A 20116-nucleotide genomic window follows, 5' to 3' on the forward strand; every position below is an offset into this window, starting at 1 on the left:
TGGGGCAAGGCGCGCCATCACCGTCGTCCTCATCAAGCAGACGTCCCGTCCCTTGGCAGACGGGACACACATCTTCCCCGGTACCCGGCGTGCCGGGTGGAGCGTCATCACCAGGATTCATGGCAACCTCACAAGACAAAAGTGAGCCACCATTCTGACACGCGTCCGCCGCCGCGGCGCGCGCGTTACGGCGAGGAATCAACTCTTACGGGAATAGAACCGGCAGTTCCTGCGAGCGCTTGCGCAAGAGGTTTTTGGCTTCCTCGTATTCAGGGTAGATCAGGCCGACGGTGTCCCAGAATTGCTGGCTGTGGTTCATTTCCAGGATGTGCGACAGTTCGTGCGCCACCACGTAATCGATCAGCGGCAGCGAGAAGTAGATCAGTTTCCAGTTGAGCCGGATTTTGCGGTCAACCGTGCACGAGCCCCAGCGGGTGCCGGCCGACGACAGGCCGAACGAGTGGTACTGCACGCCCAGCCGCCCGGCGTACAAATTCAGCCGCTCTTCGAACAGCGTTTTGGCCTGCTGCTGATACCACGTCTGCACGCGGTTTTTCAGCAGGTCTTCGCTGGCGCCCGGCACCAGGGTGATCCACAACTCGCGCGTGTTCGGGTTGTAGATGCTGCGATTGCGTCCGCCCACCAGCAGGCGCAGGGTGATGTCGGCGCCCAGATAGGGAATCTGCGCACCGTCGATCCATTCCACCGGCGGCTTTTCCAGCCGCGCTGCGCGGCATTCGCGCCGCTCTTTCAGTTTGCTCAGGATCCAGTGCTGTTTGGTGCGGATGGCGTCGTCGATTTCCGCGATGCTGACGCGCTTGGGCGCCGTCACGCGCAGGCCGTCGTCGTCGATCATGAAGCCTATCGAGCGGCGCGTCGAGCGCCGCAATTCGTATTCGATAATGAACTCGCCCACCATCAGCTGGCGGCGCGGCGGCTGCTCGGTGGGCGGCGCCACCAGGGGGCGGCGCTTGACCGGGACTGCCGTTTCAGGAGGGGAGACGTAAGGCGAGACAGGAGGTGGAGTTTGCGCTGCGGGTGGCACCGACCACACCGGTGTGGTGTACACCGGCCTGGGCGCCTGCGGCTCCGGCGACGCTGGTTTGACCGTGGTCGCCAGGTCGTCTAGCCAGCGTTGTAGGCGTGGGGCGAAATGACGCGCATTTCTGATTCGATCCAATTTTCCACCTGTTGCATCAAGCCGTCCGGCGTTTGGCCTTCTGGCGAAATTGGCTTACCTATCGATACTGTAACAAGACCGGGGCGTTTGATGAAAGAGTTTTTTGGCCAGCATTCGCCAGAATTGTGCGCGATTGGTACCACCACCGAGCCGGTCTCGATTGCCAGGCGTGTGCCGCCGCTTTTATACTTGCCGGTTTTGCCGACCGGGATGCGGGTCCCTTCCGGGAACATGATAATCCACAGGCCCTGCGCCAGCCGGCGCTTGCCGTGGCGGACCACTTCCTGGAAGGCGTTCTTGCCCTGCTTGCGGTCGATCGGAATCATGCGCAGCAGCGCCATCGCCCAGCCGAAGAAGGGAATGTACAGGATCTCTTTCTTAAACACGAACACCAATGGACGCGGCATGTTTGGCAGCAGGAAGATGGTCTCCCATGCCGACTGGTGCTTGGACAGCAGGATGGCCTGCGCGTCCGGCAGGTTTTCGCGGCCGCGCACTTCGTAGCGGATGCCGCAGATCACGCGCAGGCACCAGATGATGAACACATTCCAGCGCGAGGTGATGTAGAAGCGCTGGCGGTAAGGCAGCGGCGAGGCCGCGAAGCACACCAGCGACCAGAGAACGGTCGACACCACCATCACGATGGTGAAAATCAGGGAACGCAAGAACAAGATGGGATGACCCAAGAGCAGACTCCAAAAAACTGTTTAGCTGACGACGTGCAGCGCCGGCGGGGTGCTGGTTTTCAGCAGGTGGGTGACCATCGCCGCCAGATCCGGGAACACCATGGTGCCCGGCGGCAGACCGCCGGTGGCCTGGGTTTTTTCACCTTTGCCGGTCAGGACCAGATAGGGCACGCAGCCGCTCACATAGCCGGCCTGCAGGTCGCGCAGCGAATCGCCGACCACAGGCACGCCTTTCAGGCTGATTTTATAGCGTTGCGAGATTTCTGTGAACATGCCTGGTTTCGGCTTGCGGCAGTCGCAGTTGTCGGCCGCCGCGTGCGGGCAGAAGAACACCGCGTCGATGTCCGCGCCCACTTGCTGCGCCAGATTGTGCATCTTCTGGTGGATGGCGTTAAGGATGGTCATGTCGAAGAACTCGCGGGCGATGCCCGACTGGTTCGACGCCACCACCACCCGGTAGCCCGCCTGATTCAGGCGGGCGATGGCCTCCATCGAGCCAGGGATGGGGATCCACTCCGCCGGCGATTTGATGAAGTCCGGCGAATCGTGGTTGATCACGCCGTCCCGATCCAGGATGACCAGCTTCATGGACGGCGCGCCCATTTATACCGCCAGCTTGGAGATGTCGGCCACGCGGTTCATCATCCCGTGCAGGGAGGACAGCAGCGCCAGACGGTTGTTGCGCAGGGCGACATCTTCGGCCATGACCATGACGTCGTTGAAGAAGGCGTCGACTTCGTTCTTCAGCTGGGCCAGCGTTTTCAGCGTGCCGGCGAAGTCGCCCTGGTTGAAGGCGGCGTCGATTTCCGGCAGCACGCGCACCACGGCGGCGTTCAGGTTCACTTCCGCCGCATCCTTCAGCAGTGCCACGTTGACGCCATGCTCGCCTACGGCGGCCAGGGCTTCCTCGTTCTTCTTCAGGATGTTGGTGATGCGCTTGTTGGCAGCGGCCAGCGAAGCCGATTCCGGCAGCGCGGCAAAGGCTTGCACGGCTTCCAGGCGCTGGACGATGTCGTCCAGGCGATCCGGGTTCTGCGCCACCACGGCTTCGATCTCGTTGACCGAGAAGCCGCGCTCGCGCAGGATGCCGCGCAGGCGGTCAACCATAAAGGCTGCCACGTCGGCGCTCGGGTCCTTGAATCCGGCGACGGCGGTGAACTGTTTCGCGGCGTCGGCCAGCAAGCCGGAGATCGACAGCGACAGGCGCTTCTCGATCAGCATGCGCAGCACGCCCAGCGCGTGGCGGCGCAGCGCGAATGGGTCTTTGTCGCCGGTCGGCTGCAGGCCGATGGCCCAGATGCCGACCAGGGTTTCCAGCTTGTCGGCCAGCGCCACCGCGGTGCCGGTCACGGTCGACGGCAGGGCATCGCCGGCGAAGCGCGGCTGGTAGTGTTCCGAGGCGGCCAGCGCGACGTCTTCTTTCTCGCCGTCGTTGCGGGCGTAGTAGGTGCCCATGATGCCTTGCAGCTCAGGGAATTCGCCCACCATGTCGGTCAGCAAATCGGCTTTCGACAGCTTAGCTGCGCGTTCGGTCAGCGCAACATCAGCTTGTAACCCAGCGGCGCCCAGCTTGGCGGCGATGGCGCCGGCCAGCGCGGTCACGCGCTCGCTGCGTTCAGCCTGGGTGCCCAGCTTGTTGTGGTACACGACGTTCTTCAGCAGCGGCAGGCGCGATTCCAGCGTTTTCTTCTTGTCTTGCTCGAAGAAGAACTTGGCGTCGGACAGGCGCGGACGCACCACACGCTCGTTGCCGTCGATGATGGCGGCCGGGGTGTCGGTGGCGATGTTGGAGACGATCAGGAAGCGCGAACGCAGCTTGCCGTTGGTGTCGGTCAGCGCGAAGTATTTCTGGTTGGTCTGCATGGTCAGGATCAGGCATTCCTGCGGCACGGCCAGGAATTCTTCCTCGAACTTGCATTCGTAGACCACCGGCCATTCGACCAGCGCGGCCACTTCGTCCAGCAGGGCTTCCGGCATCAGCACCTGGTCGGCGCCGGCTTTGGCCAGCAGTTCGGCGCGGATTTGTTCTTTACGGTCTTCAACCGATGCCAGTACCTTGCCTTGCTCTTTCAGCGTGGCGGCGTAGGCGTCGGCGTTGGCGATGGTGACGGCGCGCTGGCCCGGCGCGGTCAGGAAGCGGTGGCCTTCGGTGACGTTGGTGCCGGTCAGGCCCAGCAGGGTCAGTGGCAGCACGGCGTCGCCATGCAGGGCGATCAGCGCGTGGGCCGGGCGCACGAACTGCACGGTGGCGCCGTCCGGACGCTGGTAGCTCATCACTTTCGGAATCGGCAGCTTGGCCACCGAGTCTTCCAGCGCGGCTTGCAGGCCGGCTTGCAGGGCGCTGCCGGCGGCGGTGTAGGTGTAGAAGAAGCTTTCGGCCTTGCCGTCCTGCGCGCGTTCCAGATCGGCCACGGTCAGGTTGGGGAAGCCCAGTGCGGCCAGCTTTTTGGCCAGCGGCGGCGTGCCGTTGCCGCTGGCGTCCAGCGCCACCGAGACCGGCAGCACTTTTTCGCGGATCGATTTGTCCGGCGAGGTGGCGCGTACCTTGGTGATGGACACGGCCAGGCGGCGCGGCGTGGCGTAGGCGGTGGCGACGCTGTCGGCTTCCAGGAAGTCGCGCGATTTCAGGCCGTTGACGATGCCGTCCGCGAAAGCCTTGCCCAGTTTGGCGAGCGCCTTCGGCGGCAGTTCTTCGGTCAGCAGTTCGATGAGCAGAGTTTGAGTCATATTATTTATATCGTTTATTCAGCGGCGACGGCGGCGGCAGGCAGCATCGGGAAACCGAGGCGCTCGCGCGAATCGTAGTAGGCTTGCGCCACCAGGCGCGACAGCGCGCGCACACGGCCGATGTAGGCGGCGCGCTCGGTCACGGAGATGGCGCCGCGCGCATCCAGCAGGTTGAAGCTGTGCGAGGCCTTCATGATCTGCTCATAGGCCGGCAGCGTCAGCTGCGCTTCGATCAGGCGCTTGGCTTCCGATTCGTGGTTGTTAAACTGCGAGAACAGCAGTTCGGTGTTGGAATGCTCGAAGTTGTAGGCCGACTGCTCCACCTCGTTCTGATGGAATACGTCACCGTACTTCAGCACTTTCTTCTCACCGTTTTCTTCCCACTCCGTCCACACCAGGTCGTACATATTCTCGACGCCCTGCAGGTACATGGCCAGACGCTCGACGCCGTAGGTGATCTCGCCCAGCACCGGCTTGCAATCCAGGCCGCCGACTTGCTGGAAGTAGGTGAACTGGGTCACCTCCATGCCGTTCAGCCAGACTTCCCAACCCAGGCCCCAGGCGCCCAGCGTTGGCGATTCCCAGTCGTCTTCCACGAAGCGGACGTCGTTTTGCTTCAGGTCCAGGCCCAGCGCCTCCAGCGACCCCAGATACAGGTCGAGGATGTTTTCCGGCGCCGGCTTCATCACCACCTGGTATTGGTAGTAGTGCTGGCCGCGGTTCGGGTTTTCGCCATAGCGGCCGTCTTTCGGGCGGCGCGACGGCTGGACGTAGGCGGCGCGCCACGGCTCAGGGCCGATCGCGCGCAGGAAAGTACCAGTGTGGAAGGTGCCGGCGCCGACTTCCATGTCGTAGGGCTGGAGCAGGGCGCAGCCTTGCTTGTCCCAGTAGGTTTGCAAGGTCAGGATAATTTGTTGAAATGTCAGCATCTTTTGTCAGTCGGTGGCACGCCCGGGCAGAGGCCGGCGGGCGCGCGGTTGCAGTTTCGCTAAAGCGATGATTTTAGCGGGTTAAGCGGCTTTTGGCTGGTTTTTTGAGCGCCGCGCCCAAAACCATGCACCCGCCAGCGATAGGGCGGTCAGGACCAGGAACAGCTTGTTGCCCCAGATGATGTAGGGCGTGCTGCCGGCCATGCCCTGCACCGTGGCGGCCAGGGTGCCGAAGGTGTTCACCGGCAGCTGCTGCACCACCTTGCCCTCGCCGTTGATGACGGCGGTGGCCCCGGTATTGGTCGCCCGCAGCATGGGGCGGCCGGTTTCCAGGCTGCGCATCTGCGAGATCTGCAAATGCTGCGGGATGGCGATGGTGTCGCCAAACCAGGCCAGGTTGGAGGTATTCAGCAGCATGGTGGCCGGCTTCTGGTCCATGGCCGGGTGGTTCAGCTGGGCGGCGATTTCCTCGCCAAACAAGTCTTCGTAGCAGATATTCGGCAGCACGCGCTGGTCCTTGATGGGGAACGCCGGCTGGATCTCGCGGCCGCTGGTCATGTCGCCCAGCGGGATCGACATCAGGTTGACGAACCAGCGGAAGCCGTAGGGGATGAATTCGCCGTACGGCACCAGGTGGTGCTTGTCATACCGGTAGTAGCCCGAGCCCAGCTTGGCCGGGATGCCGATCACACTGTTGAAGTAGGCGGTCTGGCTGTCGGCGGTGAAGATGCCGAGGATCAGGTTGCTGTTGGTTTTGTTCAGGAACTGCGCGATGCCGGGCAGGTAGTCCGGCGGCAGTTGCTGCGGCAGCGTGATGATGGCGGTTTCCGGAGTGGCAATCAGGTCGGCCGGGGCGGCGGTGATGGCATCCTGGTACAGCTTCATGGTGGTCAGCACCTTGGCGCCGTCGAACTTTTCGTTCTGCGGGACATTGCCCTGCAGCAGGCGCACCGAGATCGGCTTGCCTTCCGGGTAGGTCCATTGCAGGAAGCTGAGGCCGGCGCCGGCCAGGCCGATGGCCACCGCCAGCACGGCCGCGCGCACGCGCGAGCGGTGCAGCAGCAACAGCAGGGCGCCGGCAATCACCGCCGCCAGCCAGCCCAGCCCGTACACGCCGATCACCGGGGCAAAGCCGGCCAGCGGGCTGTGATTGTGGGCATAGCCGGACGACAGCCACGGGAAGCCGGTGAACAGCCAGCCGCGCACCCATTCAAACAGTGCCCACACGGCCGGGAGCACCAGCAGATTGGCGGCCGGCAGCGGCAGCGTCCAGCGCTGGCGCAGCCACCAGGCGCTGCCCATGGCCAGCGCGCCATAGACGCCCATGGCGGCGCCCAGCAGCAGCACGGCGGCAGCGGCCAGCGGCGCCGGCATGCCGCCGTAGGTGTGCATCGAAACGTACAGCCAGTGCACGCCGGCCGAGGTCCAGCCGGCCACGAAGGCCCAGCCGATCAGCGCGGCGGCTTTGACGCTGGTGCTGCGCAGGACCTGGTAGAACAGCGTGGCAAGACCGAGAATCTCCAGCGGCCACCAGCCGAACGGCGCGAAGGCGAACACGCACAGCGCACCGGCCAGGCCGGTGATGAGCATGCGTCCTCGGGTCGAGCGTTGCGGCTTGGGTGGATCGTTCGGGTTGGCGCGGCGAAAACGCATTATGCGTCGTCGCCGTGGTCGGGAGCGGGCGGCAGTTTTTCCACCGTCAGCACGTGGATCTGGCGGGCGTCGGCGCGCAACACCTCAAAGCGCAGGCCTTCGTAGTCGAACACGTCGCCCTTGTGGGCCATGCGGCCCAGGTGCTTGGCGACCAGGCCGCCGATGGTGTCGGCCTCGTCTTCCGGCAGGGCGGTGTCCAGCTCTTCGTTGAATTGCTCGATCTCGGTCAGCGCCTTGATGCGCCAGCGCGGGCCGTGCTGGCCTTCGCGGATGGACAGGATGTTGTCTTCTTCCTCGTCGAAATCGTACTCGTCCTCGATGTCGCCGACGATTTGTTCCAGCACGTCTTCGATGGTGATCAGGCCGGCCACGCCGGAATATTCATCCACGACGATGGCCATGTGGTTGTGGTTGGCGCGGAAATCGCGCAGCAGCACGTTCAGGCGCTTGGATTCCGGGATGAAGATGGCCGGGCGCAGCATGTCGCGCACGTCGAACGATTCCTCGGCGTAGTAGCGCAGCAGGTCCTTGGCCAGCAGGATGCCGATCACCTTGTCGCGTTCGCCCTCGATGGCGGGAAAGCGCGAGTGGGCGGTGGCCAGCACCAGCGGCAGCCAGTCCTCGATCGGCTTGGAAATGTCGATCACGTCCATCTGCGAGCGCGGGATCATGATGTCGCGGGCGGACAGATCGGATACCTGGAACACGCCCTCGATCATCGACAGGGCGTCGGCATCGATCAGATTGCGTTCGTGGGCGTCGTGCAGAACTTCGAGCAGCTCCGAGCGGTTCTCGGGCTCTGGGGAAATCAGGGCGGTCAGTCGTTCAAACAATGACCTGTGGGGTTTAGCGTCAGTCTTGACGCTACTAGAGTGCTCTTGCATAGCAGGCGTAAAGCCGTTGTTTCGAAGGGGTATAGCATACACCAAATGGGAAGGCGGGGCCGTTTTTGTCAAAAAAACACCGAGTTTGCGCCTGATCAGTGCCTGCGGTCATGCTGCCTGGTGGTGAATCATGGGTAGACCGGGTGGCAAGCATGCCATCCCGTCAGCAGGCTGAACCGCGACAAGATTGCTAGGCATAGGGATCGGCGTAGCCGAGTTCGCCCAGGATTTCAGTTTCGATGCCTTCCATTTCGGCCGCTTCCTCGTCGTCCTCGTGGTCGTAGCCCTGGGCGTGCAGCACGCCGTGGACGATCAGGTGGGCGGTGTGTTCTTCCACCGTTTTCTTTTGCTCGGCGGCTTCTTTCTCCAGCACGTCGGTGCAGAGGATGATGTCGGCCTGGGTCGGCGCGTCTGCCGGCAGTTCCTCCGCGCCGTCGTTGTAGGCGAAGGTGAGGACGTTGGTGGCGTAGTCCTTGCCGCGGTATTCGCGGTTCAGGGTCTGGCCTTCCGCGGCGTCGACAAAGCGGATGGTCAGCTCGGCCGGCGCGAACAGGGCGGCTTGCACCCACTTGCGGATTTTGGGCCGGGTAATCGTTTCTTGCAGGCGTGGATCGGCGTACTGCACCGACAGCGTCAATTTATTTTTTGCGGACATTTTTGAGAGCCGTGGCTTTGAGGAGGGGAGCGATTTCCGCTTCGTGGTTGTGGGCGGTTTCGTAGGCGTCGACAATGCGCGCCACCAGCGGATGGCGCACCACGTCTTCGCTGGTGAAGTGGCTAAAGGCGATGCCGCGCACGTCTTTCAGCACCTGGATGGCGTCCAGCAGGCCGCTTTTCTGGCTCTTGTGCAGGTCGACCTGGGTGACGTCGCCGGTGACCACGGCCTTGCTGCCGAAGCCGATGCGGGTCAGGAACATTTTCATCTGTTCGACCGTGGTGTTTTGCGCCTCGTCCAGGATCACGAAGGCGTGGTTCAGCGTGCGGCCGCGCATATAGGCCAGCGGGGCGATTTCAATCACTTGCTTCTCGAACATTTTCTGCGTGCGGTCAAAGCCCAGCAGGTCGTACAGGGCGTCGTACAGCGGGCGCAGATAGGGATCGACCTTTTGCGACAGATCGCCGGGCAGGAAGCCGAGGCGCTCGCCGGCTTCCACCGCCGGACGGGTCAGGATGATGCGCTTGACGGCGTCGCGCTCCAGCGCGTCGACCGCGCAGGCCACCGCCAGGTAGGTCTTGCCGGTGCCGGCCGGACCGACGCCAAAGCTGATGTCATGCTCCAGAATGTTGCGCAGGTAGCGGATCTGGTGCGGCGTGCGGCCGCGCAGGTCGGCGCGGCGGGTCTTCAGCACCGGGCTGTTGATGTCGATCTCGACCGCCGGCGCGGTTTCCACCTTGCGCGGCCTGGCCGCGCGCGCGGCCGGCGCGCCATCGTCAGCGCCGGCCGGCGCCGGCGTCAGCGCGGCGATGTTGCCGGCATGCATGCTGGCGCGCTGCTCGACCAGCGCCAGTTGCACCTCTTCGATCGGCACGATCTTGTTGGCGATGGCGTAGAAGTGGTCGAGGATCTCGACCGCGCGTTCGGCGTTGTGGCCGCTGACGATGAACTTCTCGCCGCGGCGGAAAATGGTGACGTCCAGCGCGGCGGAAATCTGGCGCAGGTTTTCGTCGAGCGGGCCGCACAAATGGGCCAGGCGCGCGTTATCGAGCGGCTCGGGGACGAAGTAGTGCGGCTGGACTGGCGTTTTGGTTTTCAATGGAATGCTTTTAGGAGAGAGGGCCGGCGACCGGCACAGGCGATAGTTTATCGTAATTTGCCCTGCCTGGCCCCTTTGCTCTACAGTAGAGGTATGGCGATCAATGTGACCAACGCACCGCGGCCCGACCCGGTGCAACTCAATCTGCGCGAAACCCGCGCCAACCGTGCCGAGCAGCGTAGCGAGCAGGCGGCGGAGAGCCGTCGCGCCCAGCAGGACAACCGCACCGGGAAGGATGAAGCCGCCACCCGGCGGCGCGTCGAGCAAAACAACGAAGCCACCCGCAGCCAGGCGCGCGCCAACGACGAGGCGGCCGCCGCCGACCGCCGTGCCGCCCAGCAGGCCGACAAAAAAGCCGATACCCAGCGCCGCGACAGCCAGAAAACGCTGGGCCGCAACATCGACACCACCGCCTGACATCTCCCATTTGCTGGCAATAGTTTCTTGCGTGCGACACCCTCCGGTCCCATGTGATGAAATAGCATTGTTGCTAAGGTTTCTAGCTTCTGCTTGATGCCGAACAATCTTAGCGCGGTGCGCGCTGGTATCTTGCACGAACAGCAAGGCTTCCATCTAAGTTTTGCTTAAGTTCAGACCAGCACTATCTGTTCACCCAACCAACGAGGAAAATCATGGCACATCATGCTCTCGCATCTCAGGAAAGCTACAACCCCAACCATCTGCTGGACATCTTGCTGGGCAAGATGCAGCTGAAGAACGATGCCGCGCTGTCGCGTCTGCTGGAAGTCGCGCCGCCGGTCATCAGCAAGATCCGCCACCACCGTCTGCCGGTCGGCGCCTCGCTGCTGATCCGCATGCATGAAGTGACCGGCATGAGCATCCGCGACCTGCGCGACCTGATGGGCGACCGCCGCACCAAGTACCGCCTGTCGGACGCGCAAGGCCGCCCAAAGCCGGAAGATCGCCCAACCACCGACAAGGCCCAGGCCGGAAACGCGGCGCATCATTGATGCGCGCGCAGCGCGAGCGCCTGCCGTGCCGGGCATGACCCCGGACCGGCAGGCCGCCACTTCAGGTTAGCAGCACCATCGAGATTTCTTCATATTGCAGTTCCGTCTCGCGGAACAGCTGCAGATACACTTGCTCATCGAGGCCGAGCGCAGTCCAGGCCACGGTCGAGACCGGTGGGACCAGATCGTCCTTCACCTGCGCCAGATCGAGCGCATGCACGATGGCGTCGGCCACATGAATGATGGCCGCCAAAAAGCCCGCCCCCGGCGCTTCCGGGTCGTGGTGGCCGCCGATGGCCAGCCGCATGGTGTCTGAAAAATTCCAGTGTTCCGCCAACGCCAGGCCGGCTTCGACGTGATCGACGCCCAGCACCGCCCGTTCCGCTTCCAGCAGGTAGCAGTCGCGTTCCGCGCGGTAGGCGATGGTGTGCGCGTACTGTTCCGGGAAGCACGACACCAGCACCAGGCGGCCGATATCATGCAGCAGCCCGGCCGTGAAGGCGTAATCCTGATTGAAGCGCATCTGCCGCGCCAGCACCTTGGCGCAGGCGGCAGTGGCGATCGAGTGGCGCCAGAAAGCCTTGTGGTCAAAGCCGGGGCAGTGGCCCTCGGCAAAGCAGCCGGTCACGGCCGCCGCCGTGATCAGGTTGCGGGTGGTCTGGAAACCAAGGAAGGTGATGGCCTGCTGGATGGTGGTGACCTTGACCTGCAGGCCGTACAGCGAGGAGTTGGCCAGACGCAGGGTCTTGGCGGTCAGCGCCTGGTCGTGCGAGACCTTTTTGGCCAGCACCGAGATATCGACGTCGTCCTGGTCAATGCTGTTGAGCAGCTCCATCACCACCGCCGGCAGCGACGGCAGATCGTCCAGCGTGCGCACCACGTCGTCGTAGCTGAGGGTATTACTCATGTTCCGGCATCTCCTCTACACCCAGGCGGAAGTCGGTCACAAAACGGCGCAGGGTGGCGGTGGCCCAGTCGCTGCCGCTGTCCGGGTCGTTCTTGCGGAACAGCTGGGCCAGGCGCGCCTCGTGATGGTGCAGCGTGGCCGCCACCACTTCCGGCGTCACTTCTTCCTTCACGATGGGCAGCATGGCAATGCCGTGGCGCGGCATCAGCGCCAGCATGGCGTCGGTCAGCACCGTGCCCTGCGGCAGCAGCACATTGCCCTGCACGTCCAGCAGCACGTCGGACAGGACCATGCCCGGCCGCACCTCCGCCAGTGCCAGATGATGATAATTGCCCGTCATACCGCCTCCTGCTTGCTTCCTGATCTATATTTCCTGATATTACCATTGTCTTGCCAAGATGCAGCCCATACCGTACATTGGGGCGTTGCCGTCAAATCCATGTTGTCGGGAGATTGCTGAATGTTTGGGATTCAAGGCCGCTTGACGCTGCTGTTCGTGGTCATCGTGACGCTGGTGCTGGGGATTTCCGGCACCTACGCGCAGTACAGTCTCGGCCATGAACTGGAGGTCAGCAGCCAACGCCTGCGCCAGGGTGTGCTGACGCGCCTGCAAACCAGCCTGCCGTCGGCGCTGTGGGATCTCGACAAGGCCAAGGTGGACAACATCGTGGCGGCCGAGATGATGCCGCCCGAGCTGGTCTCGATCCGCGTCTACGACACCTCGGTCGGCCTGTTCTCCGGCAAGCTGCGCAACGAGAACGGCACCATTACCTCGATTGAAAACGACGCTGCCGTGGGCGGCACGCCGGTGGTGGCCGACCTGGCCTACCGCGATTCCGGCGCGGCTGGCGCCTCGCTCAAGCCGGTGATTGTCGGCCGCGTGGTGGTCAACTTCAGCCGCGCGCAAATCGACGCCACCCTGGCCGCCGAAGTGCGGCGCAAGGTGACCGAGGTGCTGTTGCTGGACCTGATCCTGGTGGCGGCGCTGGCGCTGTCGCTGCGGATTGTGTTTGATCCGCTCAAGCGCCTGCGCGACGGCCTGTTCGACCTGGCCACACGCGGCAGTGACGAAGTGGAAGAGTTGCCGGACAATCGCCACGACGAGCTGGGCGAGGTGATCCGCGGCTTCAACGCCATCCAGCGCAAGATCAAGTCGAATATCCAGCGCATCCGCGAGGCCGAGGACGAGGCGCGCAAATCGGCCCAGGCCACCGCCAAGGCCATGGATGATTTGCGCCGCACCCAGGAATCGCTGCTGCAGGCCGAGCGCCTGGCCTCGCTGGGCGGGCTGGTGGCCGGCGTCGCGCACGAGATCAACACCCCGGTCGGCATCGCCCTGACCAGCGCCTCGGTGCTGATGGAGGCCACCGAGAAGGTGCAGGCCTCGGTCGAGGGCGGCAACATCAAGAAATCCGACATCACGCGCTATCTGGAGACGGCGTCCGAAAGCACGCGCCTGATCATGAACAATGCCTACCGCGCGGCGCACCTGATCCACAGCTTCAAGCAAATCGCGGTCGACCAGGTCAGCGAGGCGCGCCGCCGCTTCGAATTGCGCGATTATATTAACGAGGTGGTGTCCAGCCTGCAGCCCAAGCTGAAGAAGACGCGCATCACGGTCAGCATCGCCTGCCCGCCGGATATCATGCTCGACAGCTACCCCGGCGCGCTGGCGCAGGTGATCACCAACCTGACCCTGAATTGCGTCGAGCACGCGTTTGACCCGGACGACGAGGGCCGCATCATCATCGGCGTGGCGCAGCAGGGCGACTGGATAGAAATGCAGGTGACCGACAACGGCAAGGGCATCCCGCCGGACATGCTGGACAAGGTGTTCGACCCGTTCGTCACCACCCGGCGCGGCCAGGGCGGCACCGGGCTGGGGCTGAATATTGTGTTCAACCTGATTGCCAAGCAGTTTGGCGGCAGCATCACCGTGTCCAGCGTGCTGGGGCAGGGCGCCAGTTTCGTGCTGCGCATGCCATGCGTGACGCCGACCGACGACAACAGCCTGCACGCCGACAGCCGCCTGCACGCTTAAACCACATCAGAGGAGGGGAGCATGCCCACCATTAGCGGAGAATTCACTGTTGCCATGCAGCCGGAGGCCATGTCCGCCGTGGCGGCCGATAGCGGCATCGGCCGCATGTCGCTGGACAAGCATTACCAGGGCGCCCTGCAGGCCGAGGGCAGGGGCGAGATGCTGGCGTATAGGGATACGGCGCTCGGCTCCGGCGCCTACGTGGCGATGGAGCGGGTGACCGGTCAGGTGGACGGGCGCGGCGGCAGCTTCCTGCTGCATCACAACGGCGTCATGACGCGCGGCGTCCCCAGCCTGCAGGTGGCGGTGGTGCCGGATTCCGGCACCGATCAGTTGGCCGGCCTCAGCGGCAAACTGAACATCCGTATCGAGGGCGGCAAGCACTACTACGATTTCGATTACACGCTGCCCGCAGGGAATGAATAAAGAGACCATCAAGGGCGCGCTGATCTTGCTGGGCGTGGCGCTGGCGGTGGCCTTGTTTTGCGTGGTTGCCACCGACAATGGCTGGCAAAAGCTGTGGTGCGTGCTGCGCGCGCTGGCGCATGGTGTGGCGCTCAGCAATATCCGCGCCGTGTGCCTGTAAAAAAAAATCCAGCACGAGGCTGGATTTTTTATGGGCCGGGTTTGCTGCTCAGTCCGAGAATTTTTCTGAACCCTGGCGGCGGCGCGAGGCAAAGCCGAGTACGACCAGGCCCAGCATCAGCATGACAAAGGTTTGTGGTTCCGGCACCGGCGTGGCCGGTTCGGTTTGCGGCTGTTGTTTCGGGTCTGCCGGCGGCAAGGTGTTTGGTTCGGCTTCGTTCGGCTTGGCGGCAGGCGCAGAGATGCCACACGGCGCAGGGTCGTTGGCTTCGCAATGTGCGAGTACAATTGTTGCAGGTGCAACATTGTCTTGGGTTGCTGGTGCTGCAGGCTGGGCCTGTACGGCGCCGGCAAGGCTGAGAGCGAGTAATGCTGTCGAGATCAAGGACAAAACTTTCACGATTACACTCCTGGCGTTGTTTTGAACAGAAGTTAAGGTCGGTTTAATGCACTAACTGTAAAATCGCGGCGCACGTATCTTAACACTTGCTACCGTTCTGATATTAAACCATATCCCATAACATATTGCCATCTCTTTTTCTCCCGGAACAACGGATTTTTGCGTCGCAACAACACCTGCCGGCGGCTTGCCAGTGGCGCAGACGATGTATAACTTTTCAACAAATAAATTCTATGCACACGCGCGCTTATCAGATGATTTCCACATATACAGTGAAAATTCGATTGACTTTGGGCTTGTGCGCAGTCGTGCTGGCGGCTGGTTGCGCCAGCGCGGGCAAGCCGGCCGCCAGCTTGTCTCCCGGACTGCTGAACGCGGACAACCCGCAAGTCCTGCTGCTGGGCGAGGTGCACGACAACGCCCAGGGCCACAAGCTGCGCTACGAATTGCTGCAGCAGCGCGTGGCGGCCGGCTGGCGCCCGTCGCTGGTGCTGGAGCAGTTTGACCGCGAAAACCAGGACTTGCTCAACAAGGCGCAAAAAGGCTGCCTGGACGCCCAGTGCGTGATCCGGGTGGCCGGCGGTGCGCGCTGGGATTGGCAACTGTATTATCCTGTGATCCAGCTGGCCCTGACTTACCAGTTGCCGTTGGTGGCTGGCAATCTGTCGCGCGCCGATGCCTCGCGCGTGGTGCGCGACGGCGTGGCCTCCAGCTTTGATCCGCAAAGCGTCAAGGATTACCGGCTGGACCAGCCGCTGCCGGCGGCCGTGGCCAGCGCGCAGCAACAGGAAATCATCGCCGGGCATTGCAATATGCTGCCGGAGATGATGGTGGGCGGCATGGTCCATGCCCAGGTGGCGCGTGACATCTGGATGGCCAAGATCATCCGCGACCAGCTGCCGCGCGACGTCGTGCTCATCGCCGGCAACGGCCATGTGCGCAAGGACATCGGCGTCGGCTACTGGCTGCATGAGGCGGCGCCAGCGCTCAAGGTGCGCAGCGTCGGCTTTATCGAAAGCGGCGACAACGGCGGCCGTTATGACAGTATCCAGACCGTGGCGCCGCAGACGCGCGACGATCCGTGCAAACAGGTTAAGAAATGAAGACACGTTACATTCCCGAGGCGCCGCAGCGCGCCGAGATCGACGCCCTGCCGGGCGCGGTGCTGCTGGAGTTCGGCGCCAACTGGTGCGGCCACTGCATGGCCGCGCAGGCGCCGCTGGCGCAGGCCTTCCACGGCCATGAGCAGGTCGCCCACTACAAGGTGGAGGACGGCCCCGGCCGGCCGCTGGGGCGCTCCTTCCGCGTCAAACTGTGGCCGACGCTGATCTTCCTGCGCGACGGCCAGGAAGTGGCGCGCGTGGTGCGGCCGTTGAAAGCAGACGACATCTCTGCGGCGTTTGCGCAAATCGACGCTTAGACAAGCTTGGCAATCCTGCAATGTGGTGTGTATGATGGCCCGCACACCACCATCAGCAGGAGCGTTTAGCATGCGTCAGCCCAAGACCAATTCGGCGGCCACGGTATTGTTTGCCAGCCTGATCGGCACCACCATCGAGTTCTTCGACTTCTACATCTACGCCACCGCTGCCGTGCTGGTGTTCCCCAAGCTATTCTTCCCCGCCAGCGATCCCGCTGCCGCCACCCTGCAATCGCTGGCCACCTTCGCCATCGCCTTCTTTGCGCGCCCGGTCGGTTCGGCCGTATTCGGCCACTTTGGCGACCGCATCGGCCGCAAGGCCACACTGGTGGCGGCGCTGCTGACCATGGGCATTTCCACCGTGGTGATCGGCCTGCTGCCGACCTATGCCTCGATCGGCACGCTGGCGCCGGCGCTGCTGGCGCTGTGCCGCTTCGGCCAGGGCCTGGGGCTGGGCGGCGAGTGGGGCGGGGCGGTGCTGCTGGCCACCGAGAACGCGCCGCCGGGCAAGCGCGCCTGGTACGGCATGTTCCCGCAGCTGGGCGCGCCGATTGGCTTCTTCCTGTCGGGCGGCATCTTCCTGCTGCTGAGCCAGGTGCTGAGCGATGCCGAGTTCTTCAGCTACGGCTGGCGCATTCCCTTCCTGGCCAGCTCGCTGCTGGTGATTGTCGGCCTGTACATCCGCCTGAAAATCCATGAAACGCCGGACTTCCAGAAGGTGCTGGACAAGAACGAGCGCGTCAAGGTGCCGGTGCTGACGGTGTGGCACGAGCACGGCCGCGCGCTGCTGCTTGGCACGCTGATCGCGTTGGCCACCTTTGTGCTGTTCTACCTGATGACGGTGTTTGCGCTGAGCTGGGGCACCAGCGCGCTGAAATTCTCGCGCCAGAACTTCCTGATCCTGCAGCTGTTCGCAGTGCTGTTCTTTGCGCTGACAATTCCGTTCTCGGCCATCTGGGCCGACCGCAAGGGCCGCCGCAGCACCCTGATCTGGGTCTCGGCCGCGATTGCCGTGTTCGGCCTGGCGATGGCGCCGATGTTCGGTTCCGGCGACGCCACCCAGGTGACCATCTTCCTGTCGGTCGGCCTCGGCCTGATGGGCCTGACCTATGGCCCGCTGGGCACCATCCTGTCCGAGCTGTTCCCGGCCGAGGTGCGGTATACCGGCGCCTCGCTGACCTTCAACCTGGCCGGCATTCTGGGCGCGTCGCTGGCGCCGTACGCCGCCACCTGGCTGGCGACCAACCTCGGTTTGCAGTATGTGGGCTACTATCTGTCGGGCGCCGCGCTGATCAGCCTGATTGCGTTGCTTCTGGTAAAAATAAAGTAAGGCTTAACCCAGTCATCATACAACAGTCGCTTGCAAGCACATGATTATGCTTGCCTCGGTGGTTTTATGGTTGTACGATGACATACGACTAGAGCATGATCTCGTGGAGACCGAGAGATCATCACCATAAACACACAATAAGTGATGCCATGAACCTGAGCGAGCCTGTAAATGCGCAAGCGGTGGGACTTTCCGTCGGTAAATACCGCTGGACCATCTGCGCCCTGTTGTTTTTTGCCACCACCGTCAACTATCTGGACCGTCAGGTCCTGAGTCTGCTGGCGCCGGCGCTGTCGGTCGAATTTGGCTGGAGTAATACCGACTATGCCAATATTGCCGCCGCCTTCCAGTTTGTCTACGCCATTTCCATGCTGTTTGCCGGCCGCGTGGTCGACAAGATCGGCACCAAGGCCGCCTACGTGGTGGCGATCACCGTCTGGTCGCTGGGCGCGCTGCTGCACGCGGCCTCGGTGCCGGTGGGCCAGGTGACGGTTGCCCTGTTTGGCCTGGCGGTGGCGCCGTCCATCGTCGGCTTCATGATTTCGCGCGCGGTGCTGGCGGTGGGCGAGGCCGGCAACTTCCCGGCCGCCATCAAGGCCACCGCTGAATACTTCCCGAAAAAAGAACGCTCTTTCGCCACCGGCATCTTCAACTCCGGCGCCAACGTCGGCGCCATCCTGGCGCCGATCACGGTGCCGGTGCTGGCCGCGATCTGGGGCTGGCAGGCGGCCTTCATCATGATCGGCATGCTGGGCTTCATCTGGATGGCCGTGTGGCTGTGGCTGTACGACAAGCCGGAACAGCAGACCCGCCTGTCGGCCGCCGAACTGGCCTACATCCGCAGCGATGCGCCGGTGCAGGCGGTGTCTGCTGACGCGCCGGCAAAGAAGGTGTCCTGGTTCCAGCTGCTGAAATACCGCCAGACCTGGGCCTTCGCCTTCGGCAAATTCATGACCGATGGCGTGTGGTGGTTCTTCCTGTTCTGGCTGCCAACCTATCTGTCGGCGCAGTACGGCATGAAGGGCGAAGCCATCGTGATTCCGCTGGCCGTGTTGTACAGCATGACCATGATCGGCTCCATCGGCGGCGGCTGGTTCCCGAGCTACTTCATGTCGCGCGGCTATGCGCCGTACGACGGCCGCATGAAAGCCATGCTGATGATCGCCTTCTTCCCGCTGGTGGTGCTGCTGGCGCAGCCGCTGGGCGCGATCAGCTACTGGATTCCGGTGCTGCTGATCGGCGTCGGCGCCTCGGCGCACCAGGCCTGGTCGGCCAACATCTTCACCACCGTGTCGGACATGTTCCCGCAAAAGTCGGTGGCGTCGGTGATCGGCATAGGCGGCATGGCCGGCGGCATTGGCGGCGTGCTGCTGACCAAGCTGGGCGGCTGGGTGTTTGACTACTACAAATCGGTCAACGACATCCACACCGGCTACATGATCATGTTCGGCATCTGCGCCCTGGCTTACCTGGCCGCCTGGCTGGTGATGAAAGCGCTGGTGCCGCGCCACAAGGAAATCACCGACCTGTGAAGCGCCTGACCCTGACCGCCGCGCTGCTCGCGGCCTGCGTTCCCGCCTTCGCCGGCATCCGGGTGGAGGCCTATGGCGTCACGCAAGGCGGGCAGCCGGTGCAGAAGGTGACGCTGGAAAATGCGCGCGGCATGCGGCTGGCCTACATCGACTATGGCGCCACGCTGATCCAGGCCGAGGTGGCCGACCGCCAGGGCAAACGCCGCAATGTGATTCTGAGCCTGCCGGACCTGGCCGCGTTCGAGCGCACGCGCGGCCGCTACGGCGCCATCATAGGCCGCTATGCCGGCCGCATCGCCAACGCCCGCTACACGCTGGAGGGCAAGACGGTGCAGCTGGTGCCCAACAACCGCGGCATGGCCATCCACGGCGACCCGGCCCCGTACGACAAGCGCGTGTGGCTGCGCGAGGATTTCAACGAGGCCGAGTCGCTCGGCTCGGTCTACCGCCTGCACAGCCCGGACGGCGACCAGAACTTCCCCGGCGCGATGGACATCAGCGTCACTTACCGCCTGCTGCGCAACCGCGACGAATTCCGCATCGAGTACGAGGTGCGCACCACGGCGCCGACGGTGCACAATCTGACCAACCACCTGTACCTGAATCTGGCCGGCGCCGCCGCCAACACGCTGGAAGACCACAGCTTCCAGATCGCCGCCGACCGCTATCTGGATACCGATGCCATGCGCATTCCCTCGGGCGTGATGCTGGACGTGGCCGGCACGCCGTTCGATTTTCGCCAGGCCGCCAGCGTGCATGCGCGCCTGCCGTCGGTCCGCGGCGGTTATGACCACAGCTTGATCTTCTCCAAACCGGCCGGCGCCTATGCCCAGGTGGCAACCGTGCGCGGCGGCGGCATCCGCATGGAGGTCAGCACCAGCGAGCCGTCGGTGCAGCTGTACACCGTCAACGGCTTTGACGGCAAGGAGGTCGGCAGCGAGGGCGTGGGCTACCAGCGCTACGGCGCCTTCGCCTTTGAAACCCAGCATTTGCCGGACAGTCCGAACCACGCCAATTTCCCCAGCACGGCGTTGTATCCGGGACAGGTGTACCGTTCACGCACCAGTTTCAGCTTTGCCGCCGACTAGCTTGCTCATGCCGTCATGATAAGATTGTC

Annotated in this window: 22 protein-coding genes; 10 read left to right on the forward strand and 12 right to left on the reverse strand. The window is 63.5% G+C overall.

Annotated elements, in window-relative coordinates; all coding sequences use genetic code 11:
• Positions 1–205: 205 nt before the first annotated feature.
• From ABDW57_RS02890 to ABDW57_RS02930, 9 genes are all read right to left on the reverse strand, one after another.
• Positions 206–1180, reverse strand: coding sequence for a SprT family zinc-dependent metalloprotease (locus tag ABDW57_RS02890; RefSeq protein ID WP_343728697.1), 975 nt, complete (start codon positions 1178–1180; stop codon positions 206–208).
• The gene (locus ABDW57_RS02895) at positions 1126–1866 is read right to left on the reverse strand and encodes a lysophospholipid acyltransferase family protein (protein WP_343728698.1); all 741 of its coding nucleotides are present in this window, start codon (positions 1864–1866) and stop codon (positions 1126–1128) included. The genes ABDW57_RS02890 and ABDW57_RS02895 overlap by 55 nt, the downstream gene beginning before the upstream one ends.
• Before the next feature lie 21 nt (positions 1867–1887).
• Positions 1888–2454, reverse strand: coding sequence for a D-glycero-beta-D-manno-heptose 1,7-bisphosphate 7-phosphatase (gmhB, locus tag ABDW57_RS02900; protein WP_343728699.1), 567 nt, complete (start codon positions 2452–2454; stop codon positions 1888–1890).
• A gap of 15 nt (positions 2455–2469) precedes the next feature.
• Positions 2470–4593 (reverse strand): glycine--tRNA ligase subunit beta, encoded by a 2124-nt coding sequence (gene glyS, locus ABDW57_RS02905; protein ID WP_343728700.1) that lies wholly within the window; start codon positions 4591–4593, stop codon positions 2470–2472.
• A 14-nt stretch (positions 4594–4607) separates the two neighbouring features.
• Positions 4608–5522 carry a glycine--tRNA ligase subunit alpha gene (gene glyQ, locus ABDW57_RS02910; protein ID WP_343728701.1) on the reverse strand — a complete coding sequence of 305 codons (915 nt, stop codon included), beginning with the start codon at positions 5520–5522 and terminating at the stop codon, positions 4608–4610.
• Between the two features lie 81 nt (positions 5523–5603).
• Entirely contained in the window at positions 5604–7175 is a 1572-nt protein-coding gene (gene lnt, locus ABDW57_RS02915; protein WP_343728702.1) for an apolipoprotein N-acyltransferase, read from the reverse strand.
• Positions 7175–8059: a transporter associated domain-containing protein gene (locus ABDW57_RS02920; RefSeq protein ID WP_343728703.1), complete on the reverse strand. Its 885-nt coding sequence runs from the start codon at positions 8057–8059 to the stop codon at positions 7175–7177. Before ABDW57_RS02920 ends, lnt begins: the two co-directional genes overlap by 1 nt.
• 190 nt (positions 8060–8249) lie before the next feature.
• Positions 8250–8714 (reverse strand): rRNA maturation RNase YbeY, encoded by a 465-nt coding sequence (gene ybeY, locus ABDW57_RS02925; RefSeq protein WP_343728704.1) that lies wholly within the window; start codon positions 8712–8714, stop codon positions 8250–8252.
• Complete coding sequence (locus ABDW57_RS02930) at positions 8698–9813, reverse strand: PhoH family protein (RefSeq protein ID WP_343728705.1); 1116 nt, start codon at positions 9811–9813, stop codon at positions 8698–8700. The genes ybeY and ABDW57_RS02930 overlap by 17 nt, the downstream gene beginning before the upstream one ends.
• A gap of 105 nt (positions 9814–9918) precedes the next feature.
• Between ABDW57_RS02930 and ABDW57_RS02935 the strand changes: the two genes are divergently transcribed.
• Positions 9919–10230, forward strand: coding sequence for a hypothetical protein (locus ABDW57_RS02935; protein WP_343728706.1), 312 nt, complete (start codon positions 9919–9921; stop codon positions 10228–10230).
• Between the two features lie 215 nt (positions 10231–10445).
• Positions 10446–10784 carry a hypothetical protein gene (locus ABDW57_RS02940; protein WP_343728707.1) on the forward strand — a complete coding sequence of 113 codons (339 nt, stop codon included), beginning with the start codon at positions 10446–10448 and terminating at the stop codon, positions 10782–10784.
• Positions 10785–10845: 61 nt separating this feature from the next.
• Here ABDW57_RS02940 and ABDW57_RS02945 read toward each other — a convergent pair whose 3' ends face one another.
• On the reverse strand, positions 10846–11691 hold the full coding sequence (locus ABDW57_RS02945; protein ID WP_343728708.1) for an HDOD domain-containing protein: 846 nt from the start codon (positions 11689–11691) through the stop codon (positions 10846–10848).
• Complete coding sequence (locus ABDW57_RS02950) at positions 11684–12031, reverse strand: hypothetical protein (RefSeq protein ID WP_343728709.1); 348 nt, start codon at positions 12029–12031, stop codon at positions 11684–11686. The genes ABDW57_RS02945 and ABDW57_RS02950 overlap by 8 nt, the downstream gene beginning before the upstream one ends.
• A 120-nt stretch (positions 12032–12151) precedes the next feature.
• Here ABDW57_RS02950 and ABDW57_RS02955 point away from each other — a divergent pair, with 120 nt between their 5' ends.
• From ABDW57_RS02955 to ABDW57_RS02965, 3 genes are read left to right on the forward strand one after another with little or no spacing between them, the layout of a single operon-like run.
• Positions 12152–13732 carry a HAMP domain-containing sensor histidine kinase gene (locus ABDW57_RS02955; RefSeq protein WP_343728710.1) on the forward strand — a complete coding sequence of 527 codons (1581 nt, stop codon included), beginning with the start codon at positions 12152–12154 and terminating at the stop codon, positions 13730–13732.
• 21 nt (positions 13733–13753) lie between these two features.
• The gene (locus ABDW57_RS02960) at positions 13754–14158 is read left to right on the forward strand and encodes a DUF3224 domain-containing protein (RefSeq protein WP_343728711.1); all 405 of its coding nucleotides are present in this window, start codon (positions 13754–13756) and stop codon (positions 14156–14158) included.
• Positions 14151–14318 (forward strand): hypothetical protein, encoded by a 168-nt coding sequence (locus ABDW57_RS02965; protein WP_343728712.1) that lies wholly within the window; start codon positions 14151–14153, stop codon positions 14316–14318. Before ABDW57_RS02960 ends, ABDW57_RS02965 begins: the two co-directional genes overlap by 8 nt.
• A gap of 48 nt (positions 14319–14366) precedes the next feature.
• On the opposite strand, the gene ABDW57_RS02970 is transcribed toward ABDW57_RS02965, so the two are convergent.
• Positions 14367–14717, reverse strand: a complete 351-nt coding sequence (locus ABDW57_RS02970; protein WP_343728713.1) for a PEP-CTERM sorting domain-containing protein — start codon at positions 14715–14717, stop codon at positions 14367–14369.
• A gap of 284 nt (positions 14718–15001) precedes the next feature.
• Between ABDW57_RS02970 and ABDW57_RS02975 the strand changes: the two genes are divergently transcribed.
• The 5 genes from ABDW57_RS02975 (at position 15002) to ABDW57_RS02995 (ending at position 20087) form a co-directional block, all read left to right on the forward strand.
• A complete protein-coding gene (locus ABDW57_RS02975; RefSeq protein ID WP_343728714.1) occupies positions 15002–15820 on the forward strand; it encodes a ChaN family lipoprotein in 819 nt (272 codons plus the stop codon).
• The gene (locus ABDW57_RS02980; protein WP_343728715.1) at positions 15817–16137 is read left to right on the forward strand and encodes a thioredoxin family protein; all 321 of its coding nucleotides are present in this window, start codon (positions 15817–15819) and stop codon (positions 16135–16137) included. Before ABDW57_RS02975 ends, ABDW57_RS02980 begins: the two co-directional genes overlap by 4 nt.
• Before the next feature lie 70 nt (positions 16138–16207).
• Positions 16208–17467 carry an MFS transporter gene (locus tag ABDW57_RS02985; protein ID WP_343728716.1) on the forward strand — a complete coding sequence of 420 codons (1260 nt, stop codon included), beginning with the start codon at positions 16208–16210 and terminating at the stop codon, positions 17465–17467.
• Between the two features lie 149 nt (positions 17468–17616).
• Positions 17617–18999 carry an MFS transporter gene (locus tag ABDW57_RS02990; RefSeq protein WP_343728717.1) on the forward strand — a complete coding sequence of 461 codons (1383 nt, stop codon included), beginning with the start codon at positions 17617–17619 and terminating at the stop codon, positions 18997–18999.
• Positions 18996–20087, forward strand: a complete 1092-nt coding sequence (locus ABDW57_RS02995) for an aldose epimerase family protein (protein ID WP_343728718.1) — start codon at positions 18996–18998, stop codon at positions 20085–20087. Before ABDW57_RS02990 ends, ABDW57_RS02995 begins: the two co-directional genes overlap by 4 nt.
• The last annotated feature ends 29 nt before the right edge of the window (positions 20088–20116 follow it).

The sequence above is a fragment of the Duganella sp. genome (assembly GCF_039595735.1).
Lineage (GTDB): Bacteria > Pseudomonadota > Gammaproteobacteria > Burkholderiales > Burkholderiaceae_D > Rugamonas.